This window comes from Pseudomonas sp. LB-090624 (genome assembly GCF_003205205.1).
Lineage (GTDB): Bacteria > Pseudomonadota > Gammaproteobacteria > Pseudomonadales > Pseudomonadaceae > Aquipseudomonas.
The window spans coordinates 62,068-87,420 of sequence record NZ_QJRL01000008.1 but is presented as its reverse complement, the minus strand read 5'-3'; the positions used below and the strand labels follow the sequence as shown (position 1 = coordinate 87,420).

Below are 25,353 nucleotides of genomic sequence, written 5' to 3'. Positions count from 1 at the left end.
ACTTCGGCTCTGATTGGAGAGTGATAGGGCGTACACGCTCCAGCCGAATGCACTGAAGCGGTGCACAAACGGGGAGTCAGTATAGTGATACGGACCGGTCACCGCGACACTCTGGCGCAGCTTTTCCAGCTATTTGCGCAAATATTTTTTGACCATTGGTCTATTTGCCCGGTCCACCGTAATACCCGTTCACAGGTATGCCTTGAAAGCGCACCCTGAGGGCGGCATTTGGGTATAGACTACTGGCTAAATTTACAGTTACTGCAGCGCCGCGAGGTCCGTCATGTCCGAGTTCCAGCTCGTCACCCGTTTCCAGCCGGCCGGCGACCAGCCCGAGGCCATCCGCCAGATGGTCGAGGGCATCGAGGCCGGTTTGTCGCACCAGACGCTGCTCGGGGTGACCGGCTCGGGCAAGACCTTCAGCATCGCCAACGTCATTCAGCAGGTACAGCGCCCGACCCTGGTGCTGGCACCGAACAAGACCCTGGCGGCGCAGTTGTATGGCGAATTCAAGGCGTTCTTCCCCAACAATGCGGTGGAGTATTTCGTTTCCTACTACGACTACTACCAGCCGGAAGCCTACGTGCCGTCGTCGGATACCTTCATCGAGAAGGACGCCTCGATCAACGACCACATCGAGCAGATGCGCCTGTCGGCGACCAAGGCACTGCTGGAGCGGCGTGACGCGATCATCGTCACCACGGTGTCGTGCATCTACGGCCTGGGCAGCCCCGAGACTTACCTGAAGATGGTCCTGCACGTGGACCGCGGCGACAAGCTTGATCAGCGTGCCCTGCTGCGCCGCCTGGCTGACCTGCAGTACACCCGCAACGAGATGGACTTCGCCCGCGCCACCTTCCGCGTGCGTGGCGACGTGATCGACATCTTCCCGGCCGAATCGGACCTGGAGGCGATCCGCATCGAGCTGTTCGATGACGAAGTGGAGAACATCGCCGCCTTCGACCCGCTGACGGGGGAGGTCTTCCGCAAGCTGCCGCGGTTCACCTTCTACCCCAAGAGCCACTACGTCACCCCGCGGGAAACCCTGCTGGAGGCCGTGGAGGGTATCAAGGAGGAGTTGAAGGAACGCCTGGAATACTTGCACAAGGCCAACAAGCTGGTAGAAGCCCAGCGCCTGGAGCAGCGTACCCGCTTCGACCTGGAGATGATCCTGGAGCTGGGCTACTGCAACGGCATCGAGAACTACTCGCGCTACCTGTCCGGTCGGCCTGCCGGCGCTCCGCCACCCACCTTGTACGACTACCTGCCGGCCGACGCACTGCTGGTGATCGACGAGTCCCACGTCAGCGTTCCGCAGGTCGGCGCCATGTACAAGGGCGACCGCTCGCGCAAGGAAACACTGGTGGAGTATGGCTTCCGCATGCCGTCGGCACTGGATAACCGGCCGATGCGTTTCGATGAGTGGGAGGACGTGAGCCCGCAGACCATCTTCGTTTCTGCCACCCCAGGCCCCTACGAGGCCGAACACGCCGGGCGCGTGGTTGAGCAAGTGGTGCGGCCGACCGGCCTGGTCGACCCGCAGGTCGAGGTGCGCCCCGCGTTGACCCAGGTCGATGACTTGCTGTCGGAAATCCGCAAGCGGGTGGCACAGGGCGACCGGGTCCTGGCCACCACCCTGACCAAGCGCATGGCTGAAGACCTGACCGATTACCTGGCCGATCACGACGTGCGGGTACGCTATCTGCACTCGGACATCGACACCGTGGAGCGGGTGGAGATCATCCGCGACTTGCGCCTGGGTACCTTTGACGTGCTAGTGGGTATCAACCTGCTGCGTGAAGGCCTGGACATGCCTGAGGTTTCGCTGGTGGCGATCCTCGATGCCGACAAGGAGGGCTTCCTGCGTTCCGAGCGCTCGCTGATCCAGACCATTGGTCGTGCGGCGCGTAACCTCAATGGCCGGGCAATCCTGTACGCCGATAACGTCACCGGCTCGATGCAGCGCGCCATCGACGAAACCGAGCGCCGCCGCGAGAAGCAGATCGCCTTCAACGAAGCCAACGGCATCGTGCCCAAGGGCGTGGTCAAGGACATTACCGACATCATGGAAGGTGCCACGGTGCCCGGTGCGCGCAGCAAGAAGCGCAAGGGTATGGCCAAGGCGGCAGAGGAGAGCGCCCGCTACGAAGCCGAACTGCGCACGCCGGGCGAGATCACCAAGCGTATCAAGCAGCTGGAAGAGAAAATGATGCAGTTCGCCCGTGATCTGGAATTCGAGGCCGCGGCGCAGTTGCGCGACGAGATTACCCAACTGCGGGAGCGCTTGATTACCAGCTGATCCTGTGGGAACGGGCGTGCCCGCGAAGAATTCTACGCGGTGTCTGGCACCGGCTGCGCCGGTGTTCGCGGGCTCGCCCGCCCCACTGGCATCGCAGATCATCTGAAATTGGCTCAGTGTGCTTCCCCTGCCTTCAACCCCTCCGGCAGCTTCCGGGTCAGCAACACCGCCACCATGCTCACCGCCAAGCCGATCCCGACAAAGTGGAAGGCATCGTTGTAAGCCATGATCAGCGCTTGCTGGTGGGTAATCTCGCTAAGCTTGCCCAGCGCCGCATTGTCACTACCCAGTCGCTCCGCCAACTGCGCAAGCCGTTCTGCCACCTGCGGGTTGCTCGGCACCACCGATTCGCGCAGGTAATCGAAATACACCTTGGTGCGCGCATCCAGCAGGGTAGCCAGCAAGGCAATACCAATCGCGCCACCGAGGTTACGCAAGATATTGAACAGGCTCGATGCGGAGCCTGCGTCCTGTTGTTGGATATACGCGGTGGCAATCAGCGAAATGGTCACCATGATCATCGGCTGGCCCAGGGCGCGGATGATCTGGATATGGTTGAACTGCGGCCCGGCGAAGTCCGGGTTGAGCACCCCCGAACCGAAACTGGCGGCGCCGAACAGGCAAAACCCCAGCGCGCAGAGTATCTTGGGCGATATCACCTTCATCAGTTGCGGCACCAGCGGTATCAGGAACAGCTGCGGTATCCCCATCCACATGATCACCTCGCCAATCTGCAAGGCGTTGTAGCCCTGCACCTGTGCCAGGTACAACGGCAGCAGGTAGATGGACCCGTACAGCCCTACGCCCATGCCCAGGCTGGCGATGCTCGACAGGCCGAAGTTGCGGTTACCGAGGATGCGCAGGTTGATCAACGGGTGCGGTTTGGAAAACTGCAGGATGACGAAGGTGATCAGGCTGACCAGCGCGACGCTGCCCAGGCCGACGATCAGGTGCGATTCCAGCCAGTCCTTGCGGTGGCCTTCCTCAAGAAATACCTGCAGGCAGCCCAAGCCCAGGCCCAGGGTGAGGATGCCGGCATAATCGGTGCTTTTCAGCAGCTCCCAGTGCGCCTCTTTCTTCTCCAGCCCGTACAGGAGTCCGGCGATCATCACCAGGCCTGGCGGGATGTTGATGTAGAAGATGTACTCCCAGCCCCAGTTTTCGGTCAGCCAGCCGCCCAGGGTAGGGCCGATGGACGGGGCGAAGGTAGCGGTCATGGCGAACATTGCCATGCCTTTGGCGCGGTGGTGTTCGGGCAGCTTGATCAGGGTCAGGGTAAACGCCAGCGGGATCAGCGCCCCGCCGGTAAAACCCTGCAGGGCACGGAACAGGATCATGCTTTCCAGGTTCCAGGCCATCGAGCACAGCAAGGACGACAGCAGGAAACCGGCGGACACCCAGACCGCCAGGCGCCGTGCCGACAGCAGCTGCACCAGCCAGGCGGTCAGCGGGATCATGATGATTTCCGCGACCAGGTACGAGGTGGAAATCCACGAGCCTTCTTCCAGGGTGGCCGACAGGGCGCCCTGGATGTCTTTCAGCGAAGAGTTGGTGATCTGGATGTCCAGCACGGCCATGAAGGCGCCGAGCATCACGCTCATCACCGCGATCCAGTCGCGTCGGCTTGGCTCCGCGGTAGGGCGCAGCAGTTGATCACCGGCCATCGTGGCCGTCGTCTTCGTTGCGCAGGTCGACGGTGGCGGTGACCGACATGCCGGGGCGGATGCGCCCGCGCAATGGGTTATCGGCGCGGAACGTGAGTTTTACCGGGATGCGCTGCACCACCTTGGTGAAGTTGCCGGTGGCGTTGTCCGGCGGCAACAGGCTGAACTGCGCACCTGAAGCGGCGAACAGGCTTTCGACCCGTGCTTCGATTGGCGTATCGGGGTAGCTGTCGAACTCCAGTTCGGCGCGTTGGCCGGGCTGCATGTGGCCGATCTGGGTTTCCTTGAAGTTGGCCTGCACCCAGATGTCTTCGTCGGGCACGATCGACAGCAGGTAGGCGCCAGCCTGCACTACCTGGCCATTGCGTGCGTTGCGCTGGCCGATGGTGCCGCTGATCGGCGCGCGGATCTCGCAGCGGCTCAGGTTCAGTTCGGCTTGAGCCAGGTCGGCGCGGGCATTGGCGATTTGGGCATCGAGGCGTTTCAGGTCGGCCGTGAGTGCGTTGACCTGCTGGCGCTGGCTTTGCAGGTCGGCGCGGGCCTTGTCGACCTGCGAGCCGGCGACATGGCTGTCGGCCGACAGGGTAGTGACTCGCTCTTCAGAGACAAACCCGGGCTTGCGCAGTTTTTCCGCGCGGCTGAGGTCCAGCCGTGAACGGTCGAAGGTGGCCTGGTTGGCCGCCACCTGGGCCTGACCTGCGGCAATCAGGCTGCCTTGCTGGGTCAGGCGGCTTTGTGCCTGGGCATATTCGGCTTCGCGGGTCGCCAGGGCGGCGCGGGCGCGCTCGATCGCCAGCTCGAAGTCGGCGGCTTCCAGGCGTACCAGCAGGTCGCCCTTGTTGACGTGCTGGTTGTCCTCGACCGGCACGCTGTCGATACGGGCGCCGAGCTGGCTGGAGATACGGGTAATCTCGCCCTGCACGTAGGCGTTGTCGGTACTCTCGTAGAAGCGGCCCTTGAAATACCAGTGGGCCAGGAAGGCGAGGGCGATGATGGCCACCAGGGTAAAGAAGATCGCCAGGCGGCGCTTGAGTTGGGCAGGCATGGGTACGGTCGTTCCAGAAATGTAAATAAATTTAACAGCGGCACATGGCCAGTCGGCAAGTGACGTTCGCGCCATTGCTGGAGCCCGGTGCCTGCCTCCTGCTAACATCCCGCCTTTGTTTCATCTTTCGTTCGAGACTCCCATGACCACCGTACGCACGCGTATCGCGCCATCGCCTACCGGCGACCCCCATGTCGGCACTGCCTACATCGCCCTGTTCAACTACTGCTTTGCCAAGCAGCACGGCGGTGAGTTCATCCTGCGCATCGAAGACACCGACCAGCTGCGCTCCACGCGCGAGTCGGAACAGCAGATCTTCGACGCCCTGCGCTGGCTCGGCATCGAATGGAACGAAGGCCCGGACGTTGGCGGCCCGCATGGCCCGTACCGGCAGAGCGAGCGTGGCGAAATCTACGCCAAGTACGCCAAGGAACTGGTTGACGCCGGCCACGCCTTCTACTGTTTCTGCACCGCCGAAGAGCTGGAGCAGATGCGCGCCGAGCAGCAAGCCCGCGGCGAAACCCCGCGCTACGACGGCCGAGCGCTGCTGCTGAGCGCCGAAGAAGTACAGCGTCGCCTGGACGCTGGCGAGCCACACGTGATCCGCATGAAGGTGCCGAGCGAAGGTATCTGCGTGGTACCTGACATGCTGCGTGGCGATGTCGAAATCCCGTGGGACCGCATGGACATGCAGGTGCTGATGAAGAACGACGGCCTGCCGACGTACTTCCTGGCCAACGTGGTCGACGACCACCTGATGGGCATCACTCATGTGTTGCGCGGCGAAGAATGGCTGCCATCGGCGCCCAAGCTGATCAAGCTTTACGAGTACTTCGGCTGGGAGCAGCCCAAGCTGTGCTACATGCCGCTGCTGCGTAACCCGGACAAATCCAAGCTGTCCAAGCGCAAGAACCCGACCTCGGTCACCTTCTACGAGCGCATGGGCTTCATGCCTGAAGCCATGCTCAACTACCTGGGCCGCATGGGCTGGTCGATGCCGGACGAGCGCGAGAAATTCTCGCTGGCGGAAATGGTCGAGCACTTCGACCTGTCGCGTATCTCGCTGGGCGGCCCGATCTTCGACATCGAAAAGCTGTCCTGGCTCAATGGCCAGTGGCTGCGCGAGCTACCGGTAGAGGCGTTCGCCGCACGGCTGCAGAAGTGGGCGTTCAACAGCGACTACATGATGAAGATCGCCCCGCACGTGCAAGGCAGGGTCGAAACGTTCAGCCAGGTTGCCCCGCTGGGCGGGTTCTTCTTCGAAGGCGCGCTGAAGCTGGACGCCAAGCTGTTCGAAAGCAAGAAACTGTCGGCCGACCAGGTGCGCCAGGTGATTCAGCTGATCCTGTGGAAGCTCGAGAGCCTGCGCCAGTGGGAAAAAGAGCGCATCACCGGCTGCATCCAGGCTGTGGTCGAGGCGCTGGAGCTGAAGCTGCGTGATGCCATGCCGCTGATGTTCGCCGCCATCACTGGCCAGGCAAGCTCGGTATCGGTCCTGGACGCCATGGAAATCCTCGGCCCGGACCTGACTCGCTACCGCCTGCGTCAGGCCCTGGACCTGCTGGGTGGCGTGTCGAAGAAAGAAAACAAAGAGTGGGAAAAGCTGCTGGCTTCCATCGCCTGACTGCGTTCCGAACACCGCTGTTGAGCACTGTGGGAGCGGCCTTGTGTCGCGAAAGGACCGCAACGCGGTCCCACAATCTTTGATTCGACGCAAAACCGCCGGGGCCGCTTTGCGGCCCTTTCGCGACACAAGGCCGCTCCCACAGGCATTTTCCTGAGGGCCAAGTGGCCGGATTGAGTGGAGCAGGGCGGTAAGTGATTGTTATCTGTGAAAAAATTTTTGGATATTTTTGAAAATTAGTTTGACAGCCCTGCAATCCGATCTTAATATGCGCCCCGTCCACAGCGATGAACGAAAACGAAGCGCAAGGCACCCAGCCAGCGATTCGGTTCAGAGCGACATTGTGGGGCTATAGCTCAGCTGGGAGAGCGCCTGCATGGCATGCAGGAGGTCAGCGGTTCGATCCCGCTTAGCTCCACCAAATTCCGCTTAGCAGCCAAGGCTGATGAGCAAGACCGGGTCCAGCAACCGGGTCTTGAAGGTAAGAAGGTTCGTCCCCTTCGTCTAGTGGCCTAGGACACCGCCCTTTCACGGCGGTAACAGGGGTTCGAGTCCCCTAGGGGACGCCAGTTTTGCACAAGCGATGTTTCAGATGTCGCTGGGCCGCGAGGCTATAAATCCGGGGCTATAGCTCAGCTGGGAGAGCGCCTGCATGGCATGCAGGAGGTCAGCGGTTCGATCCCGCTTAGCTCCACCAATTTGCCGCGGTTCGCGTTAGCGAATCGGCACGAAGGTTACGTCCCCTTCGTCTAGTGGCCTAGGACACCGCCCTTTCACGGCGGTAACAGGGGTTCGAGTCCCCTAGGGGACGCCACTTTTCCTGCGTTTTGCAGGGCTTAAAAAGGCTCGTCGATTATTGATGAGCCTTTTGTTTCGGGGCTATAGCTCAGCTGGGAGAGCGCCTGCATGGCATGCAGGAGGTCAGCGGTTCGATCCCGCTTAGCTCCACCATTTCTGCCAGGGTTCACGCAAGTGAATCTTCGCGAAGGTTACGTCCCCTTCGTCTAGTGGCCTAGGACACCGCCCTTTCACGGCGGTAACAGGGGTTCGAGTCCCCTAGGGGACGCCATTTTTACCCGCGTTTTGCGGGACTTTGAAGGCTCATTCGATTATTGAATGAGCCTTTTGTTTTTCTTATCTCCCTAAAATTGTCTGCCGACAAACGGCCGCAGATTCCGCTTGCCAAAAAATATGATGAGAATAATATTTCGATCATCATATTCCGACTTGTGAGCGCCGAATGAGCGACAAGAAGAGCAGAACCCGCGAACGCATACTGGAGGCTGCCCGCAGTGCACTGATTCAGCACGGGCCGGCCGAGCCCAGTGTCAGCCAGGTGATGGGGGCTGCTGGGCTGACCGTTGGGGGCTTCTACGCCCATTTCGACAGCAAGGACGACTTGATGCTCGAAGCGTTTCGCCAGCTGTTGGGCGAGCGCCGCGCCTTGCTCGCGCAGATCGACCCCAACCTCGATGGTGCAGGGCGGCGGGCCCTGGCCGGCGCCTTCTACCTGTCGCGCAAGCATCGGGATGCCGAAGTGCACGCATGCCCCTTGCCCAACTCGCTGGGCGAAATGCAGCGCCTCCCTGAGGCCTTTCGTGAGGTGCTGGCCGAGCACATCGAGTTGATGACTGCCGCGATGGTTGACCGCCCTGAAGACGCCGACAAGGCGCTGGCCGACCTGGCGCTTATGGTTGGCGGCCTGGCGTTGGCCCGGGCACTGGGTACCAGTGATCTGTCTGACCGCATTCTGCGCGCCGCCAAATCGGCGGTGCTTTAACCCTGGAGCATGGCGATGACCACCCTGAGCTGGATTCGTGGTGTCAATGGCACCCTGGGCCGCCTGGCCCCCGAGCACGTCGCGGGCAAGATGCGCCGTGCCTTCATGACCCCGCGCAACCTGCCGCCGCGGCACTGGGAGTTGCCCCTGCTGGCCAGCGCCGAGCGCATCACCTTGCGCTTTGGCCTGTCTGCATTGCGCTGGGGGCAGGGGCCGACCGTGTTGCTGATGCATGGTTGGGAGGGCAGGCCCACTCAGTTTGCCGCCTTGATCGAAACCCTGGTTCAGGCCGGGTACACGGTGGTGTCGCTGGAAGGGCCGGGGCATGGCCGTTCGCCCGGTCAGCAGGCGAATGTGGTGCTGTTTGCCCGCGCGCTGCTGGAAGCTGCCGCCGAGTTGCCGCCCCTGCGCGCGGTGATCGGCCACTCGATGGGCGGTGCCAGTGTGTTGCTGGCCCTGCAGATGGGGTTGCGCACGGAAGCGGCGGTGAGCATCGCTGCCCCAGCCCGGCTGCTGGGCGTGCTGCGTGGCTTTGCCCGGCGTTTGGGGTTGCCAGCACGGGCGCGGGCGGCGTTCATTCGCCAGGTGGAGCGCGACGTCGGCATGCAGATCGCCCGGCTGGATGTCAGTGGTTATCAACTGGAGCTGCCGGGTCTGGTGGTGCATGCCGCCGATGACGTTCTGGTGCCTGCCGATGAGGCCGATGTTATTCACAAAGCCTGGTTCGACAGCCGCTTGCTGGTGCTGGATGAAGGCGGCCATCAGCGGGTGCTGGCCGACCCACGGCTGAGTGACGCCGTGCTCGAATTGCTGGCCCGGGCTGACGTGCCAGCGCGACAAACTGCCTGAGGGTGTTGCCGGCGATGAGGCCGGTAAATCTGCCACAGGGGCTGGACATTGCCCCGCAGGTCGCTGCTAAATCGGCTTTTGTGCCAAGGAAGCGAACATGAGCTGGGACCTGGCAACACCCTTCGTCATCGACCTGCGCGTCAGCAGCGAGGACATCGACGGCCTCGGTCACGCCAATAACGCGGTCTACGTTACCTGGCTGGAGCGCTGTGCCTGGCGTCACTCCCAGCTTCTGGGGTTGGACCTTGCCGAATACCGGCGGCTGGATCGGGCCATGGCGGTGGTGCGCCACGAAATAGACTACCTGGCTGCCGCCTACGAAGACGACGAACTGCAACTGGCCACCTGGATCATCGACTGGGACCAGCGCTTGCGCATGACCCGGCGCTTCCAGCTCAAGCGCCCGCGTGACGGCGTAACCCTGTTGCGCGCACAAACCACGTTTGCCTGCATCGAGCTGTCCAGCGGCAAACCCCGGCGCATGCCGGCAGAATTTCTCGACGGTTACGGCCCTGCGCTGATCGGCGCCTGATAGCCCGGGTTTTTTTGCTAGACTGCCGGCTTTTCCGCCGAGACCCCGACATGCAAATTGCCCTGGCCCCCATGGAGGGGCTGGTCGACAACATCCTGCGCGACGTGCTGACCCGCGTGGGCGGTATCGACTGGTGCGTCACCGAGTTCATTCGCGTGTGCGACCGCCTGTTGCCGCCTGCCTCGTTCCACAAGCTGGCGCCCGAGTTGCGCCAGGGCGCGCTGACGGCTGCCGGGGTGCCGATGCGCGTGCAGCTGCTGGGCTCAGACCCTGTGTGCCTGGCGGAAAACGCCGCGCTGGCCTGCGAACTGGGTGCGCCGGTGATCGACTTGAACTTCGGTTGCCCGGCCAAGACCGTGAACAAGTCTCGCGGTGGCGCCGTACTGCTGAAGGAGCCGGAGTTGTTGCACGCCATCGTGCGTGAAGTGCGCCGAGCAGTGCCGGCGCATATCCCGGTGACTTCAAAAATGCGCCTGGGCTTCGATAGCCCGGAGGGTGCGCTGGATTGCGCCACCGCGCTGGCCGAAGGCGGTTCGGCACACCTGGTGGTGCATGCGCGGACCAAAGTCGAGGGCTACAAGCCGCCTGCCCACTGGGAGTGGGTGGCGCGGGTGCAGGACGTGGTCAAGGTGCCGGTGTTCGCCAACGGCGAGATCTGGACCGTCGACGACTGGCGACGTTGCCGGGAGGTCAGTGGCGCCGAAGACATCATGCTCGGTCGCGGGCTGGTTTCGCGTCCGGACCTGGGCCTGCAGATCGCTGCGGCACGGGATGGGCGCGAGTACCAGCCGATGAGCTGGAATGACCTGCTGCCGTTGCTGCGCGAGTTCTGGCGCCAGGCCCAGGCCAAACTGTCACCGCGCTACGCGCCGGGCCGGATGAAGCAGTGGCTGGCCATGCTGACCCGGAGTTATCCCGAGGCGGTGGTGCTGTTTGCCGAGTTGCGCCGGGAAGATGACTGCGCGCGGATCAGCCGGCTGCTAGGGGTGGAGGTGCAGGCTTTGGAGGCCTGTGTTGCCTGAGCTGGCCTCTTCGCGGGCGCGCCCGCGAAAAGGGCTGCACCGATTGCAGATTTTTTACTGATTGCCCCTTGAAAGCACTTCCCTCGGCCATATCTCTTGAGTACGCGATGCCGAAGTCGGGTCGCGTAGTGACTTACTTGCTGAATCTCAGGAGTTAATGACCATGACCACCGCTTTCTCTCTCGCTCCACTGTTCCGCCATTCCGTTGGTTTCGACCGTTTCAACGACCTGTTCGAATCCGCGGCACGTAACGAGGCCGGTAGCAGCTACCCGCCCTACAACGTGGAAAAGCATGGCGATGACCACTACCGCATCGTGGTTGCCGCAGCCGGTTTCCAGGAGCAGGACCTCGACCTGCAGGTCGAAAAGGGTGTCCTGACCGTAACCGGTGGCAAGCGTGATAATGGCCCCGCCGAGGTGACCTACCTGCACCAGGGTATCGCGCAACGCGCCTTCAAGCTGTCGTTCCGCCTGGCAGACCATATCGAAGTGAAGGCCGCCGGCCTGGCCAACGGCCTGCTCAGCATCGACCTGCTGCGCATCGTGCCTGAAGAAGCCAAGGCCAAGCGCATCCCGATCAACGGCGATAAGCCAGCGCTGAATTGATTGTGTTGATGTGAAGAAGGGCACCCTCGGGTGCCCTTTTTGTTAAGCCTGTCCCGGGTGACGCTGGCGCCAGGGTCAGTAGCCCGCCGGCGCCTCCAGCAACATCTGCCGAAACTCCGGTAGCGGCAACGGCCGGCTGTGCAGATACCCTTGGTACAGGTGGCACCCTAGCCGCTCCAGGAACTCCAGCTGTTCGGTCAGCTCCACCCCCTCGGCAATCACCGCCAGGTCCAGGCTGCGGGCCATGGCGACGATGGCGCGGACGATTTCCGCGTCGTTCGGGTCCACGGGGGCATCGCGCACAAAAGTCTGGTCGATCTTCAGGGCATCCACCGGCAGGCGCTTCAGATACGTCAGCGAGGAATAGCCCGTGCCGAAGTCATCCATAGCAAAACTCACCCCGTAGCGCTTCAGTTCGCGCATCTTGCTGATGGTGTCTTCCAGGTTCTGGATGACAATGCCTTCGGTAATCTCCAGCTTCAGCATTTGCCGTGGCAGGCGATAGTCGTCAAGGCTGCGCAATACCCGCCCGACGAAGTCATTTTGGCGGAATTGCCGCGGGCTGATGTTCACGCACAGGCTGAATTCATCAGCGTCGATCAGCCCGTCGGCCAGCATGCGCGCACAAGCATCGCACGCTTCGTCGAGGATCCAGCTGCCAACCTCCAGGATCAGGCCACTTTCTTCCAGCACCTGGATGAACTGTGCCGGCGGCTGCTGGCCGAGTTGCGGGTGGTGCCAGCGCAACAACACTTCAGCGCCGACGATGCGGTTGTCGCGCGCATCCACCTGGGGCTGGAAGTGCAGTGCCAGCTCCCCGCGGGCCAGGGCCAGGCGCAGGTCGTTTTCCATGCGCAGGCGCTCGCTGGCGGCTTTTTGCATGGTGGTGTGGAAAAGCTGGGTGGTGTTGCGCCCGGAGTCCTTGGCCCGGTACAGGGCGATGTCGGCGCGCTTGAGCAGGTCGGCCGGGGTGGTGCCATGGTCGGGGATCAGCGCCACGCCGATGCTTGGCGTTACCTGCAGGCGCTGGCCATCCAGCGACATCGGCTCGGCCAACAGTTCGCGCAGGGTATCGGCCAGTTCGCGGACCTTTTCTTCCACCAGTTCGCGGCTGCCTTCCAGGCCGCTGAGCAGCACCACGAACTCGTCGCCACCCAGCCGTGCGACGGTGTCCTCCAGGCGCACGCTGGCCTCCAGCCGGGCGGTGATGATCTTCAGCACCGTATCGCCCACCGGGTGGCCCAGTGAGTCGTTGATGTGCTTGAAGTGGTCGAGGTCAAGGAACAACAGGGCGCCGCGCAGGTTGTGGCGCTTGAGCAGGGCGATCTGCTGGCTCAAGCGGTCCATCAGCAGCGCGCGGTTGGGCAGGTTGGTCAGCGGATCGTGGTAGGCGAGGTGGCGGATCTGCGCCTGGGCGTTCTTCAGCTGGCTGACGTCGCGAGCATTGAGCAGCAGGCATTCCACTTCATTGAGGGTGATCGGCTCCACCGATACTTCCACGGTAAGAATGTCGCCGCGCTTGTTGCGCCCGAGCATTTCGCGGTGATGCACCCGGCCGCGCTCGCGCAACTCGGCCAACAACGCGCTGCGTTGCTTGTCGTCCGCCCAGATGCCGATCTCGTACACCGTATGGCCGATCACTTCGGCAGCGCTATAGCCGGTCAGGCGGCAGAAACCATCGTTGATCTCCAGGTAACGGCCGCTGTGGCGTTCGGTGATGGTGATGGCGTCGGGGCTGGAGTGGAAGGCCTTGGCGAACTTCTCCTCGCTCGATTTGAGCGCCGCCTCGGCGCGTTGCTGCTGGGTGATGTCACGCAGGGTGGTGACGCTGCAGGGCTGGTCGTCGACGGTGATCAGGCGGCTGGATATCACGCACGTTAGCGGTGCGCCGCTGCGGTGGTTGACCACCACTGCGACGTTGCTCAGGGCCTGTTCGCGGATGACCCGTTCGATACGTTGTGCGCGCTCGATGGACTCGGCCCACAGGCCGATTTCCTCGGCGGTGCGGCCAAGCACCTGCTCGGTATTCCAGCCGAAGGTCTGGGTGAATGCCGGGTTGATCTCGATGAACTGGCCAGTGTCCTGGCGTGTAACGCAGATTGGGTCGGGGCTGACCTGGAACAGGCTGGCGAATTTCTCTTCCGAGGCGCTCAGGCGCTGCTCGCGCTCCACCTGGTCAGTGATATCGAGCAAAGTACCGGCCATGCGCAGCGGGTTGCCCTGCTCGTCGCGGTACAGCCGGGCGCGGCTTTCGATGTAGCGCGAAATGCCGTTTTCCAGCTGCACCCGGTAGGTGATCTGGTAGTTGCCCGCAGGCCCCTCGCGCAGGCTGCGGTAGGCTTGGCGCATCGAGTTGCGCTCCTGTTCCGGTACCCCCTCGAAAAACGCGTCGAACGACTCGTGGAAGGGGATCGGCGGCAGGCCGTGCAGTTGCGCGGCGCGGGCCGAGCCGTAGAGCATGCCGCTGGGGATGTGCCAGTCCCAGGTGCCCAACTGCGCCGAATCCAGGGCCAGGTCCAGGCGTTCCTGGCTGTCTTTCAGCGCCTGCTCGGCGCGCTTGCGTTCAGTGGTGTCGACAAAGGTGCTGATAAGAAAAGTCACCCCCTCCAGCTCGATGCCCTGGGTGCAGAGAATACCGTCGTGGATTTTGCCGCTGGTGGCGCGGAACTGCACCTCCATGATCAGCGGGCCGCCGTTGGCGCGGGTCGACTCCATCACCTGGTGGCGCTGTTCCGGGTTGACCCACAGGCCCAGTTCCAGGCTGGTCTTGCCGATCACCTGGGTGCCGGGCCAGCCGAACATGTCTTCGAAATGCTGGTTGACCTCGAAAATCATGCCGTCGTGGCGCCGGGTCAGCAAAATGGCGTTGGGGCTGAGGTGGAACAGCGTGGCGAAGCGCTTTTCCGAGTTGATCAGCGCCGTTTCCCGCTCGCGCTGGCGGGTGATCTCGCGGATCACCCCGATCATCTGCGCTCGGCCATGCTGGTCGTGGGTCAGGCTGCCGTTGATTTCCAGCCAGTGCAGGCTGCCGTCCGGCCAGCGTATGCGGTGGCGCATGGCCTGTTCCACCGGCTCGCCATTGAATATCGCCTGGAACACCTGGCGCGTGCGGGCGCGGTCCTCCTCGGGCAGCAGGTCGAGGTAATCGACATCGGCCGGCAGCGGCCGTTGCGGGTCGAAACCGAACAGCGCCTGGGTGCCGCGCGACCAGCTGACCCGGCCGCTTTCGATATCCCATAGCCAGGCCCCCAGGCGCGCGCCGTTGAGCGCGGCCAGCAGTTGCGGGGCGTTCTGCCAGGCTTGTTCGGACTCATCGGGGTCGGCCGCGGGTATTCTCGGCAGGCGCAAAAAGCGGTTAGCTGATTTGGGCATCGGTACCAGACCTTTGGCGAATGACGCGTCCTTGGAGTTGGAAATGCCGGGCTGACGGCCGGTCAGGCGGACCCTGCGTGGCTGTCGAGCAGGGCCATGAATGCCCTGGCGGCGTTCGATAGCGTACGCTCCGTGTGCAGAATGTAGCCTAGCTGGCGCGACAGCTGTATGCCGGGCAATGCGATGGGTGCAACCTGTTCGTCGAGCATGGTGCGTGGCAGCACACTCCAGGCCAGGCCGATCGACACCATCATCTTGATGGTTTCCAGGTAGTTGGTGCTCATGGCGATGTTCGGCGTCAGCCCTTGGCTTTCGAACAGACGCTGCACGATATGGTGGGTGAAGGTGTTGCCGCCGGGGAACACCGCAGGGTGGCGAGCGACATCGGCCAGGCTGACCGCCTGGTTGTTGGCCAGTGGGTGCTCGGGCGCAGCGACGAAGTCGAGGGCGTCGTCCCACACCGGCACGGCCTTGACCAGGTGGTGTGGCTCGGGGGCCAGGGTGATCACGGCAATCTCGGCGCGGCCATGCAGAATCTCGTCGTAGGCCTGTTCCGAATCCATGAACTGGATATCCAGCGCAACCGCCGGGTGTTCGCGGGTGAACGCCCGCAGCAGCGGGGGCAGGCGGTGCAGGCCGATGTGGTGGCTGGTGGCCAGGGTCAGGCGACCGCTCACGGCTCCGTTGAGGTTGGTCAGCGCCCGTCGGGTATCATCGAGGACGTTGAGGATCTGGTAGGCCCGTGGCAGTAGCGCGCGCCCGGCCTCGGTCAGGGTTACTTCGCGGCCCAGGCGGTCGAACAGGCGCACGTCCAGCTGCTGCTCCAACCCGGCGATACGTTTGCTGATAGCCGGTTGGGTCAGGAACAGGCGTTCGGCCGCCCCTGAAAAACTGCCGGTTTCGGCGATGGCGATAAAGGCGCTGAGGTTGGCCAGGTCCATGGAGTTATATTCCTTTGGGTTATCCAAAGCATAAAAAATATGAATTTGAGTTATTCAATCTAACCCCATAGCATCGTCCATACAAGCCAAGGGGTTTTTGGCATAGAAAGACGCTGATGAGGAACAGTCTGATGGCTGGCAAAACGCTCTACGACAAACTCTGGGAAGCCCATGAGGTCAAGCGCCGTGATGACGGCTCGTCCTTGATCTACATCGACCGCCACATCATCCACGAAGTGACGTCGCCCCAGGCCTTCGAAGGCCTGCGCCTGGCCAACCGCAAGCCATGGCGGATCGACGCCAACATCGCCACGCCGGACCACAACGTACCGACCACGCCAGAGCGCAAGGGCGGTATCGAAGCTATCGTCGACCAGGTGTCGCGCCTGCAGGTGCAGACCCTCGACGAGAACTGTGACGAATACGGTATCGTCGAATTCAAGATGAACGACGAGCGTCAGGGCATCGTCCACGTCATCAGCCCGGAGCAGGGTGCCACCTTGCCGGGCATGACAGTGGTCTGCGGTGACTCGCACACCTCCACCCATGGCGCTTTCGGTGCCCTGGCCCATGGCATCGGCACCTCCGAGGTCGAGCACGTGCTCGCCACCCAGTGCCTGGTCGCCAAGAAGATGAAGAACATGCTGGTGCGCGTGGAAGGCCAATTGCCGGCCGGCGTGACCGCCAAGGACATCGTCCTGGCCGTGATCGGCAAGATCGGCACCGCGGGTGGTAACGGCCACGCCATGGAATTCGCTGGCAGCGCCATTCGCGAGTTGTCGATGGAAGGCCGCATGACCATCTGCAACATGTCCATCGAAGCCGGTGCCCGTGTGGGCCTGGTGGCGACCGACGCCACCACCGTTGCCTACGTCGAAGGCCGCCCGTATGCGCCGAAGGGCGAGCAGTGGAAGCAGGCGGTCGAGTCGTGGAAAGACCTGGTGTCGGACGACGACGCGGTGTTCGACACCGTGGTCGAACTGGATGCCAGCCAGATCAAGCCACAGGTCAGCTGGGGCACCTCGCCAGAGATGGTCCTGGCCGTCGACCAGCGCGTACCGGACCCGGCCGCTGAAGCCGACCTGGTCAAGCGTGGCTCGATCGAGCGTGCCCTGAAATACATGGGCCTGACCGCAAACCAGGCGATCACCGATATCAAGCTGGACCGCGTGTTCATCGGCTCGTGCACGAACTCGCGCATCGAAGACCTGCGTGCCGCGGCGGAAATCGCCAAGGGCCGCAAGGTGGCTGCGAGCGTCAAGCAAGCCATCGTCGTGCCGGGTTCGGGCCTGGTCAAGGCCCAGGCCGAGCGTGAAGGCTTGGACAAGATCTTCCTCGAAGCCGGTTTCGAATGGCGTGAGCCAGGCTGCTCGATGTGCCTGGCGATGAACCCGGACCGCCTGGAGAGCGGCGAGCATTGCGCGTCCACCTCCAACCGCAACTTCGAAGGCCGTCAGGGCGCTGGTGGCCGTACCCACCTGGTCAGCCCGGCCATGGCCGCTGCTGCCGCAGTCGCCGGCCACTTCATCGATGTCCGCGAGTTGATCCAAGGGAGCGCAGCATGAAAGCCTTTACCCAGCACACTGGCCTCGTCGCGCCGTTGGACCGTGCCAACGTCGACACCGACCAGATCATCCCCAAGCAGTTCCTGAAGTCGATCAAGCGCACCGGCTTTGGCCCCAACCTGTTCGACGAATGGCGTTACCTGGACGTGGGGCAGCCCTACCAGGACAACAGCAAGCGCCCCGTCAACCAGGAGTTCGTGCTCAACCACGCGCGCTACCAGGGTGCCAGCGTGTTGCTGGCGCGGGAAAACTTCGGTTGCGGCTCCAGCCGTGAGCACGCCCCTTGGGCGTTGGACGAGTATGGCTTCCGTAGCATCATTGCGCCGAGTTTTGCCGACATCTTCTTCAATAACAGCTTCAAGAACGGCCTGCTGCCGATCATCCTCAGCGATGAGGAAGTGGACGAGCTGTTCAAGCAGGTCGAAGCCAACCCGGGTTACCAGCTGACCATCGACCTGCAGGCGCAGGCGGTGACCCGCCCGGATGGCAAGGTGCTGCATTTCGAGGTGGATGCGTTCCGCAAGCACTGCTTGCTCAACGGCCTGGACGATATCGGCCTGACCTTGCAGGACAGCGAGGCGATCAAGGCCTTCGAAGCCAAACACCGCGCCAGCCAGCCATGGCTGTTCCGTGACGCCTGAGTGATGTAGCTGTGAGTGCTGGCCTCTGTGGGGGTGGGCTTGCCCCGCGAAGAGGCCGGTACTGGTGATGACAATCGAAAGGACTGCACCCATGACCAGCACCAACCATACCGATGTGGTCCAGCGCCAGTTCGGCGAACAGGCCAGCGCCTACCTCAGCAGCGCCGTGCACGCCCAAGGCAGTGAATTCGCCTTGCTGCAGGCCGAGCTGGCGGGGCAGGGGGCTGCCCGCGTACTGGACTTGGGCTGCGGTGCCGGTCATGTCAGCTTCCACGTCGCCCCGCTGGTTGCCGAGGTGGTCGCCTACGACCTTTCGCAAGCCATGCTCGACGTGGTCGCCAGCGCCGCTGCCGAGCGCGGCCTGGCCAATGTCACCACTGAGCGCGGCGCCGCCGAACGCCTGCCGTTCGCCGATGCCTCGTTCGATTTCGTCTTCAGCCGCTATTCGGCCCATCACTGGAGCGACCTGGGCCTGGCCCTGCGCGAAGTGCGCCGGGTGCTCAAGCCGGGTGGTGTGGCGGCGTTCATCGACGTGATGTCGCCGGGTAGCCCGTTGCTCGACACCTACCTGCAAACGGTCGAGGTGCTGCGCGATACCAGCCACGTGCGTGATTATTCCGCCGCCGAATGGCAGCGCCAGGTCAGCGAGGCCGGTCTGCATGTGCGCAGCCATACCCGTCAGCCGCTGCGCCTGGAGTTCACCAGCTGGGTCGAGCGCATGCGCACCCCTGAACCGATGCGCGTGGCCATCCGCCAATTGCAGCAAGCCATGGGCGAAGAAGTGCGTCAGTATTACCAGATCGAGGCCGATGGTTCGTTCAGTACCGATGTGCTGGTGCTGTGGGCCGAGCGTTAAGAACTTTTCGGTGGGGCCCGCTTGGCCGCACCGCGTGAATGGATAGAGGAAAGCATGAGCAAGCAGATTCTGATTCTCCCAGGTGACGGTATCGGCCCGGAAATCATGGCCGAGGCGGTCAAGGTGCTGGAGCTGGCCAACGACAAGTTCCAGCTCGGCTTCAGCCTGGCACACGACGTGATCGGCGGCGCTGCCATCGACAAGCACGGCGTGCCGCTGGCCGACGAGACCCTGGAGCGGGCGCGCAAGGCCGATGCCGTGCTGCTGGGCGCCGTGGGCGGGCCGAAGTGGGACAAGATCGAGCGAGACATTCGCCCGGAGCGCGGCCTGCTGAAAATCCGTTCGCAACTGGGCCTGTTCGCCAACCTGCGCCCGGCCATCCTCTACCCGCAACTGGCGGACGCCTCGTCGCTCAAGCCAGAAATCGTTTCTGGCCTGGACATCCTCATCGTCCGTGAGCTGACCGGCGGTATCTACTTCGGTGCCCCGCGTGGCCAGCGTGAGCTGGAAGGCGGCGAGCGTCAGGCCTACGACACCCTGCCGTACAGCGAAAGCGAAGTGCGCCGCATTGCCCGGGTCGGCTTCGACATGGCCCGCGTGCGCGGCAAGAAGCTGTGCTCGGTGGACAAGGCCAACGTCCTCGCTTCCAGCCAGCTGTGGCGCGAAGTGGTCGAAGACGTGGCCAAGGACTACCCCGATGTGGAACTGAGCCACATGTACGTCGACAACGCCGCCATGCAGTTGGTGCGTGCACCCAAGCAGTTCGACGTGATGGTGACCGACAACATGTTCGGTGACATTCTGTCGGATGAAGCTTCCATGCTGACCGGTTCCATCGGCATGCTGCCTTCGGCGTCGCTGGATGCCGACAACAAGGGTATGTACGAGCCGTGCCACGGGTCGGCGCCGGACATCGCAGGCCAAGGCATCGCCAACCCGCTGGCGACCATCCTTTCGGTGTCGATGATGCTGCGTTACAGCTTCAATCAGTCGGCTGCCGCCGAAGCGATCGAGAAGGCCGTTAGCCTGGTTCTGGACCAGGGTTTGCGCACCGGCGACATCTACTCGGAAGGCTGCCGCAAAGTTGGTACGCAGGAAATGGGCGACGCAGTAGTCGCAGCGCTGCGGAATCTGTAATCTCTCTGGCCCGCTACCCCAAATTCCCGGTGGCGGCCCACTTTTAGCAAAGGTGTAGTTGCGATGAAACGTGTAGGTCTGATCGGTTGGCGCGGTATGGTCGGTTCCGTGCTCATGCAGCGGATGCTGGAGGAGCAGGATTTCGACCTTATCGAGCCGGTGTTCTTCACTACCTCCAATGTTGGCGGCCAGGGCCCGAACGTGGGCAAGGATACAGCTCCGCTCAAGGATGCTTATTCGATTGAAGAACTCAAGACCCTCGACGTGATCCTGACTTGTCAGGGCGGCGACTACACCAACGAGGTCTTCCCCAAGCTGCGTGAGGCTGGCTGGCAGGGTTACTGGATCGATGCCGCGTCGTCCCTGCGTATGCAGGATGATGCAGTGATCGTCCTCGACCCGGTGAACCGCAAGGTCATCGACCAGCAGCTGGACGCCGGTACCAAGAACTACATCGGCGGCAACTGCACCGTCAGCCTGATGCTGATGGGTCTGGGCGGCCTGTTCGAAGCCGGCCTGGTGGAGTGGATGAGCGCCATGACCTACCAGGCCGCCTCGGGTGCTGGCGCGCAGAACATGCGTGAGCTGATCCGGCAGATGGGGGCTACCCACGCTGCCGTTGCCGATGACCTGGCCAACCCGGCCAGTGCCATCCTCGACATCGACCGCAAGGTTGCCGAGACCATGCGCAGCGATGCCTTCCCGACCGAGAACTTCGGCGTACCGCTGGCTGGCAGCCTGATCCCGTGGATCGACAAAGAACTGCCGAACGGCCAGAGCCGTGAAGAGTGGAAGGCCCAGGCCGAGACCAACAAGATCCTCGGCCGCTTCAAGAGCCCGATCCCGGTCGACGGCATCTGCGTGCGCATCGGCGCCATGCGTTGCCACAGCCAGGCGCTGACCATCAAGCTGAACAAAGACGTGCCGATCGCCGACATCGAAGGGATGATCAGTCAGCACAACCCTTGGGTGAAGCTGGTGCCGAACCAGCGTGAAATCAGCATGCAGGAACTGACCCCGACCAAGGTCACCGGCACTCTGAACATCCCGGTTGGCCGCCTGCGCAAGCTGAACATGGGGTCGCAGTACCTGGGCGCGTTCACCGTGGGTGACCAGCTGCTGTGGGGCGCGGCCGAACCGCTGCGCCGCATGTTGCGGATTCTGCTGGAGCGTTGATCGTTCTGCTTTGACCAAAAACCCGCGCTGGCGACAGTGCGGGTTTTTTTGTGTCCGGGGGTGAGGGTTTCAGCGCCTGTGAGATCGAGCGCCGCCCGCGCGGCGCATCGCGAGCTGCGCTCGCGTTTGTACGACGCGATATCGCGCCATGCGCCAAGGCGTACGCGCGCAAATCCCCCAGAAATAACTGGCCCGAAACAACCGTAGGAGCGAGCGTAGCTCGCGATGCGCCGCGCGGGCGGCGCTCGATCTCACAAACACCGCAAATCCCAAACCATCCCCGCTAGCCCGCACGCAACCCACAGCGACGAAGATACGGCCAGCACAGACAAAACCCTACAATCCGAGTAAAGTGCCGCCCCCGCCGTTTACAGCAAGAGGATCCCTTCCATGACACACCCTTTGGATATCGCCGTCGTCGGCGCCACCGGCAGCGTCGGTGAAACCTTGGTGCAGATCCTCGAAGAGTTGGCCTTCCCGGTTGCCACCCTGCACCTGCTGGCCAGCATGGAATCGGCGGGCAGCAGCGTGATGTTCGCTGGCAAGAAACTGAAAGTGCGCGAAGTCGACAGCTTCGAGTTTGCCCAGGTCAAGCTGGCCTTCTTCGCCACCGGCGCCGCCGTCAGCCGCAGCTTTGCCGGCAAGGCGCTGCAGGCAGGCTGCACGGTGATCGACCTGTCCGGTGGCCTGGACGACGCCCTGGCCTTGGTGCCGGAAGCCAACGCCGACCGCCTGGCCGGCCTGTCGTTGCCAGCGCGCATCGTCAGCCCATGCTCGGCCGCTGTAGCCCTGGCCGTCGCGCTGGCGCCGCTCAAAGGCCTGCTCGACATCGAGCGGGTGCAAGTGATGGCCGCGTTGGCGGTGTCTGCGCAAGGCCGTGAAGCGGTCAGCGAACTGGCCCGGCAAACCGCCGAACTGCTCAATGCCCGACCGCTGGAACCGCGTTTCTTCGACCGCCAGGTGGCGTTCAACCTGCTGGCCCAGGTGGGCGCTGCCGACGAGCACGGCCATACCGCGCTGGAGCGCCGTCTGGTCAGTGAATTGCGCGTGCTGCTGGGCCTGCCTGAGCTGAAGATTTCGGTAAGTTGTGTTCAAGTCCCGGTGTTTTTCGGCGATAGCTTCAGTGTGGCCGTGCAAAGCCGTCGCCCGGTAGACCTGGCAGCGGTCAACCAGGCCCTGGAGGCAGCCGACAGCGTCGAGCGGGTGGAAAACGATGACTATCCGACCCCAGTCGGTGACGCAGTAGGCCAAGACGTGGTCTATGTTGGTCGTGTACGTCACGGTGTTGATGAAGACCAGCAGCTCAACCTCTGGCTGACCACCGACAACGTGCGCAAGGGCGCTGCGCTCAACGCCGTGCAAGTGGCGCAATTGTTGATTAAACACATGCCGTAAAAGATACTGGCGAGCACTTTTGTCCTGCTCCGCATGCAGGTTTCGGGACGATTCATACAAGGGAAGAGGTCATGCTTCGAATTCGCAAACTGGTTCTGGCCATGGCTGCAGCATCAGCGCTGTCGTCTGGCATGGCGAATGCGCTGGGCCTGGGGGAGCTGACCCTGAAGTCGGCACAGAATCAGCCGCTGGACGCCGAGATCGAATTGCTCGACGTGCGCGACCTCAAGGCCGCCGAAGTGGCGCCAAGCCTGGCGCCGCCAGAAGAGTTCAGCAAGGCCGGGGTGGCGTTTCCGACCTACCTTGAAGACCTGACCTTCACGCCTGTGATCAACCCCAACGGCAAGAGCGTGCTGCGGGTTACCTCCAGTCAGCCGCTGCCGGGGCCTGTGGTCAAGTTCCTGGTCCAGGTGATGTGGCCGCAGGGCCGCTTGCTGCGTGACTACAGCGTGCTGCTCGACCAGACCAAGGCCCAAGGCGACAAGCCGGCGGCAGGCAATGTGACCCCGGCCACCACCGGAGCCAGCAGCTACACCACCCAGCGTCGCGACACCCTTTGGCAGATTGCTGCGCGCAACACCCAGGGTGGCTCGATCCAGCAGACCATGATTGCCATCCAGGCGCTCAACCCGGATGCCTTCATCGGCAACAACATCAACCAGCTGAAGGTTGGCCAGGTGTTGCGCCTGCCCGACCAGCAGCAGATCCAGAACATCCCGCAGGGCGAGGCCAACAGCGAAGTGGCCGAGCAGTATGCCGCCTGGCGTGAAGGCCGTCGTCTGGGCCCGCGTGCCCGCCAGCTCGACGCCACCCGCCGTGGTGCCGCCGACGCTGCCCCGGCACGGATCGCGCAGGGCGACAACCTGCGGCTGGTCAGCCCGGGCAACCAAGCCGGTGCCGACCAGGCCAAGGCGCTCAACGACAAGCTGGCAGTGGCCCAGGAAAGCCTGGACACCAGCCGTCGTGACAATGAAGAACTCAAGAGCCGCATGACCGACCTGCAGAGCCAGTTGGACAAGCTGCAGCGTTTGATCGAGCTGAAAAACGACCAGTTGGCCCGTCTTGAAGCCCAAGGCGCAGCCACGCCAACCCCGGCTGCCGCCGCACCTGCACCTGCACCTGCAACGACTGTCCCGGCGGCAGGCGCGCAGCCAGCAGCCAAGCCAGCACCTGCCGAAGCCGCCCCCGCGGCCGAGCCTGCGCCGGCCGCCCAGCCGGGCAGCGTTGTCGATCAGGTCATGGGCAACCCGCTGCTGCTGGGGCTGATTGCCGGTAGCGCGTTCCTCGTGCTGTTGCTTCTGCTGTTGCTGCTAGCGCGCAAGCGCAAGGCCCAACAGGAAGCCGAGAAGCACCTGCGCATGGCGCGGGCGCTGGAAGAGGAGCAGGGCAGCGGGTTCGACAGCGATACCGAGAGCCTTGATGGCATTGAGGTCCCGGAGCCCAGCGTGACGCTGTCGCCTGCCGTGGTCGCCGCGTCGGCGGCGGCTGCAGTCGCTGCGGAAAAAGTGGCAGAAGCCGAGCCACAACCGCAAGCTGACCCGCACGCCGCACTGCTCGCGGAAGTTGATCAATGCCTGGCCGAAGGCCGCCTGAACCGTGCCGCCGACTTGCTGGAGCCCGCCGTGGCCGCAGCCCCGGCGCGTGACGACCTGCGCCTTAAACTGATGGATGTGTACGCCCGCCAGGGTGATCAGAGCGCGTTTGCCGAGCAGGAGCGCCTGCTATCGGCAAGCGAGCACAACGCGTCTGAAGTCGCCGGCCTCAAAGAGCGCTACCCGGCCATGCTCGGCCTGGCCGCCGCCGGTCTGGGGGCGGCGGCGCTGGCTGCCGAAATGGATGAGCAGTACGTGCAGGAACTGCTGCACGAAGACGCCGAGGCGCCGGTAACTGCCGATGTGGTGCCTGAAGAGGTGCCTGAGTTCGAGCCGCAAGGCGAGGCGGAGCCGGAGGTTGTCGCCCAAGCGGAGCCTGAGACTGAATTCGATGCCCTCGACGAAGTACCCATCCTCGATGTTGCGGGCCTGGAAGACCAGGGGCTGGGCGAGCAGGACCTGGACAGTGCCTTTGACCTGAGCCTGGATGGTGACCTGCCCGAGGAAGACTCATTGGCAGCGCCATTGCTGGACGAGTCGGTAGCGCAGGCGTCTGTCCCCGACGAACTGGTCATTGCCGAGTCCGTGCTGGACGAGCCGGAGCAGGCGCAGGTTCAGGCCGAAGAGCCACCGTTCGCCGTGGATGCCGAGCTGCAGGCCGAAGCCGATGCCGATTTCGAGGCCATGCTGGCCCAGGCCGAGCCGCAGCCAGTCGTGGACCTGTCTGACTTCGATCTCGATGTCGGCGAGCCAGTCGCCCCGGCCGCACCGCAAGCAGAGGCAGGGGCCTCGGTAGATGCTGCGGCTGAGCTGGCCGCCTTCGACAGCATGCCGGAGTTCGACCCGGCATCCGACTTCGACATGCCGTCGGACTTCGACCTGTCGCTGTCGCTGGACGACGATTCGCCGGCCGCCAAGAGCTTTGCCTCGGAGCTGGACGACGTCAACGCCGAACTGGACAAGCTGTCGCAGAGCCTCGAAACGCCGTCGCTGGAGCCGCACTTCACCAGCGAGGATGCTGCAGCCCAACCCGAGCCCGAGCCGCTCGACGACCTGGACTTCGACTTCTTCTCCGGCAGTGATGAAGTGGCCACCAAGCTCGACCTGGCCCGTGCCTATATCGACATGGGCGACAGCCAGGGTGCCCGCGACATCCTCGACGAAGTGATCAAAGACGGTGACGACAGCCAACGCCAGGAAGCCGAGGACATGCTTTCCCGGCTGGTCTGATGCAAACAGGGCAGGCTTCGCGGCTT

18 protein-coding genes and 6 tRNA genes are annotated in these 25,353 nt (G+C 63.3%); 20 read left to right on the top strand and 4 right to left on the bottom strand.

Annotated elements, in window-relative coordinates:
- The first annotated feature begins 283 nt into the window (after positions 1-283).
- Entirely contained in the window at positions 284-2,299 is a 2,016-nt protein-coding gene (gene uvrB, locus DMX11_RS10790; RefSeq protein WP_110744525.1) for an excinuclease ABC subunit UvrB, read from the top strand.
- Between the two features lie 113 nt (positions 2,300-2,412).
- Here uvrB and DMX11_RS10785 read toward each other — a convergent pair whose 3' ends face one another.
- Both DMX11_RS10785 and DMX11_RS10780 read right to left on the bottom strand, forming a co-directional pair.
- Positions 2,413-3,903 carry an MDR family MFS transporter gene (locus DMX11_RS10785; RefSeq protein ID WP_177410735.1) on the bottom strand — a complete coding sequence of 497 codons (1,491 nt, stop codon included), beginning with the start codon at positions 3,901-3,903 and terminating at the stop codon, positions 2,413-2,415.
- A 49-nt stretch (positions 3,904-3,952) separates the two neighbouring features.
- The gene (locus DMX11_RS10780; protein WP_110744523.1) at positions 3,953-5,008 is read right to left on the bottom strand and encodes an HlyD family secretion protein; all 1,056 of its coding nucleotides are present in this window, start codon (positions 5,006-5,008) and stop codon (positions 3,953-3,955) included.
- Between the two features lie 142 nt (positions 5,009-5,150).
- Between DMX11_RS10780 and gltX the strand changes: the two genes are divergently transcribed.
- The 12 genes from gltX (at position 5,151) to DMX11_RS10720 (ending at position 11,422) form a co-directional block, all read left to right on the top strand.
- On the top strand, positions 5,151-6,632 hold the full coding sequence (gltX, locus tag DMX11_RS10775) for a glutamate--tRNA ligase (RefSeq protein WP_110744522.1): 1,482 nt from the start codon (positions 5,151-5,153) through the stop codon (positions 6,630-6,632).
- 345 nt (positions 6,633-6,977) lie between these two features.
- Positions 6,978-7,053: transfer RNA gene (locus DMX11_RS10770), tRNA-Ala, on the top strand.
- Between the two features lie 72 nt (positions 7,054-7,125).
- Positions 7,126-7,201 (top strand) — tRNA-Glu (locus DMX11_RS10765).
- A gap of 52 nt (positions 7,202-7,253) precedes the next feature.
- Positions 7,254-7,329 (top strand) — tRNA-Ala (locus DMX11_RS10760).
- Positions 7,330-7,370: 41 nt separating this feature from the next.
- Positions 7,371-7,446 (top strand) — tRNA-Glu (locus DMX11_RS10755).
- A 61-nt stretch (positions 7,447-7,507) separates the two neighbouring features.
- A tRNA-Ala gene (locus DMX11_RS10750) sits at positions 7,508-7,583 on the top strand.
- 42 nt (positions 7,584-7,625) lie between these two features.
- Positions 7,626-7,701: transfer RNA gene (locus tag DMX11_RS10745), tRNA-Glu, on the top strand.
- 171 nt (positions 7,702-7,872) lie between these two features.
- Positions 7,873-8,412 (top strand): TetR/AcrR family transcriptional regulator, encoded by a 540-nt coding sequence (locus DMX11_RS10740; RefSeq protein WP_110744521.1) that lies wholly within the window; start codon positions 7,873-7,875, stop codon positions 8,410-8,412.
- A 15-nt stretch (positions 8,413-8,427) separates the two neighbouring features.
- Positions 8,428-9,261 (top strand): alpha/beta fold hydrolase, encoded by an 834-nt coding sequence (locus tag DMX11_RS10735; protein ID WP_110744520.1) that lies wholly within the window; start codon positions 8,428-8,430, stop codon positions 9,259-9,261.
- A gap of 97 nt (positions 9,262-9,358) precedes the next feature.
- Positions 9,359-9,793 (top strand): thioesterase family protein, encoded by a 435-nt coding sequence (locus DMX11_RS10730; RefSeq protein WP_110744519.1) that lies wholly within the window; start codon positions 9,359-9,361, stop codon positions 9,791-9,793.
- Between the two features lie 50 nt (positions 9,794-9,843).
- Entirely contained in the window at positions 9,844-10,815 is a 972-nt protein-coding gene (locus DMX11_RS10725; RefSeq protein WP_110744518.1) for a tRNA-dihydrouridine synthase, read from the top strand.
- Positions 10,816-10,978: 163 nt separating this feature from the next.
- Positions 10,979-11,422: an Hsp20 family protein gene (locus DMX11_RS10720; RefSeq protein ID WP_110744517.1), complete on the top strand. Its 444-nt coding sequence runs from the start codon at positions 10,979-10,981 to the stop codon at positions 11,420-11,422.
- 75 nt (positions 11,423-11,497) lie between these two features.
- On the opposite strand, the gene DMX11_RS10715 is transcribed toward DMX11_RS10720, so the two are convergent.
- Entirely contained in the window at positions 11,498-14,794 is a 3,297-nt protein-coding gene (locus DMX11_RS10715; RefSeq protein WP_110744516.1) for a PAS domain S-box protein, read from the bottom strand.
- A 62-nt stretch (positions 14,795-14,856) separates the two neighbouring features.
- On the bottom strand, positions 14,857-15,735 hold the full coding sequence (locus DMX11_RS10710; protein ID WP_110744515.1) for a LysR family transcriptional regulator: 879 nt from the start codon (positions 15,733-15,735) through the stop codon (positions 14,857-14,859).
- A 131-nt stretch (positions 15,736-15,866) separates the two neighbouring features.
- Here DMX11_RS10710 and leuC point away from each other — a divergent pair, with 131 nt between their 5' ends.
- The 7 genes from leuC (at position 15,867) to DMX11_RS10675 (ending at position 25,327) form a co-directional block, all read left to right on the top strand.
- Complete coding sequence (gene leuC / locus DMX11_RS10705) at positions 15,867-17,300, top strand: 3-isopropylmalate dehydratase large subunit (RefSeq protein WP_003247191.1); 1,434 nt, start codon at positions 15,867-15,869, stop codon at positions 17,298-17,300.
- Positions 17,297-17,941, top strand: coding sequence for a 3-isopropylmalate dehydratase small subunit (gene leuD / locus DMX11_RS10700; protein ID WP_110744514.1), 645 nt, complete (start codon positions 17,297-17,299; stop codon positions 17,939-17,941). Before leuC ends, leuD begins: the two co-directional genes overlap by 4 nt.
- A gap of 91 nt (positions 17,942-18,032) precedes the next feature.
- Positions 18,033-18,797, top strand: coding sequence for a class I SAM-dependent methyltransferase (locus DMX11_RS10695; protein WP_110744513.1), 765 nt, complete (start codon positions 18,033-18,035; stop codon positions 18,795-18,797).
- Positions 18,798-18,851: 54 nt separating this feature from the next.
- The gene (leuB, locus tag DMX11_RS10690; RefSeq protein WP_110744512.1) at positions 18,852-19,934 is read left to right on the top strand and encodes a 3-isopropylmalate dehydrogenase; all 1,083 of its coding nucleotides are present in this window, start codon (positions 18,852-18,854) and stop codon (positions 19,932-19,934) included.
- A 63-nt stretch (positions 19,935-19,997) separates the two neighbouring features.
- Complete coding sequence (asd, locus tag DMX11_RS10685) at positions 19,998-21,110, top strand: aspartate-semialdehyde dehydrogenase (RefSeq protein ID WP_110744511.1); 1,113 nt, start codon at positions 19,998-20,000, stop codon at positions 21,108-21,110.
- Positions 21,111-21,500: 390 nt separating this feature from the next.
- Positions 21,501-22,505, top strand: a complete 1,005-nt coding sequence (locus DMX11_RS10680; RefSeq protein WP_110744510.1) for an aspartate-semialdehyde dehydrogenase — start codon at positions 21,501-21,503, stop codon at positions 22,503-22,505.
- Positions 22,506-22,576: 71 nt separating this feature from the next.
- Positions 22,577-25,327 carry a FimV/HubP family polar landmark protein gene (locus DMX11_RS10675; protein ID WP_110744509.1) on the top strand — a complete coding sequence of 917 codons (2,751 nt, stop codon included), beginning with the start codon at positions 22,577-22,579 and terminating at the stop codon, positions 25,325-25,327.
- Positions 25,328-25,353: the final 26 nt, after the last annotated feature.

What these genes read in the sequence shown, in the direction of transcription:
- uvrB (WP_110744525.1), top strand. Translation starts at nt 284, where the DNA reads ATGTCCGAGTTCCAGCTCGTCACCCGTTTCCAGCCGGCCGGCGACCAG.
- DMX11_RS10780 (WP_110744523.1), bottom strand. Translation starts at nt 5,008, where the DNA reads ATGCCTGCCCAACTCAAGCGCCGCCTGGCGATCTTCTTTACCCTGGTG.
- gltX (WP_110744522.1), top strand. Translation starts at nt 5,151, where the DNA reads ATGACCACCGTACGCACGCGTATCGCGCCATCGCCTACCGGCGACCCC.
- DMX11_RS10740 (WP_110744521.1), top strand. Translation starts at nt 7,873, where the DNA reads ATGAGCGACAAGAAGAGCAGAACCCGCGAACGCATACTGGAGGCTGCC.
- DMX11_RS10735 (WP_110744520.1), top strand. Translation starts at nt 8,428, where the DNA reads ATGACCACCCTGAGCTGGATTCGTGGTGTCAATGGCACCCTGGGCCGC.
- DMX11_RS10730 (WP_110744519.1), top strand. Translation starts at nt 9,359, where the DNA reads ATGAGCTGGGACCTGGCAACACCCTTCGTCATCGACCTGCGCGTCAGC.
- DMX11_RS10725 (WP_110744518.1), top strand. Translation starts at nt 9,844, where the DNA reads ATGCAAATTGCCCTGGCCCCCATGGAGGGGCTGGTCGACAACATCCTG.
- DMX11_RS10720 (WP_110744517.1), top strand. Translation starts at nt 10,979, where the DNA reads ATGACCACCGCTTTCTCTCTCGCTCCACTGTTCCGCCATTCCGTTGGT.
- DMX11_RS10715 (WP_110744516.1), bottom strand. Translation starts at nt 14,794, where the DNA reads ATGCCCAAATCAGCTAACCGCTTTTTGCGCCTGCCGAGAATACCCGCG.
- DMX11_RS10710 (WP_110744515.1), bottom strand. Translation starts at nt 15,735, where the DNA reads ATGGACCTGGCCAACCTCAGCGCCTTTATCGCCATCGCCGAAACCGGC.
- leuC (WP_003247191.1), top strand. Translation starts at nt 15,867, where the DNA reads ATGGCTGGCAAAACGCTCTACGACAAACTCTGGGAAGCCCATGAGGTC.
- leuD (WP_110744514.1), top strand. Translation starts at nt 17,297, where the DNA reads ATGAAAGCCTTTACCCAGCACACTGGCCTCGTCGCGCCGTTGGACCGT.
- DMX11_RS10695 (WP_110744513.1), top strand. Translation starts at nt 18,033, where the DNA reads ATGACCAGCACCAACCATACCGATGTGGTCCAGCGCCAGTTCGGCGAA.
- leuB (WP_110744512.1), top strand. Translation starts at nt 18,852, where the DNA reads ATGAGCAAGCAGATTCTGATTCTCCCAGGTGACGGTATCGGCCCGGAA.
- asd (WP_110744511.1), top strand. Translation starts at nt 19,998, where the DNA reads ATGAAACGTGTAGGTCTGATCGGTTGGCGCGGTATGGTCGGTTCCGTG.
- DMX11_RS10680 (WP_110744510.1), top strand. Translation starts at nt 21,501, where the DNA reads ATGACACACCCTTTGGATATCGCCGTCGTCGGCGCCACCGGCAGCGTC.
- DMX11_RS10675 (WP_110744509.1), top strand. Translation starts at nt 22,577, where the DNA reads ATGCTTCGAATTCGCAAACTGGTTCTGGCCATGGCTGCAGCATCAGCG.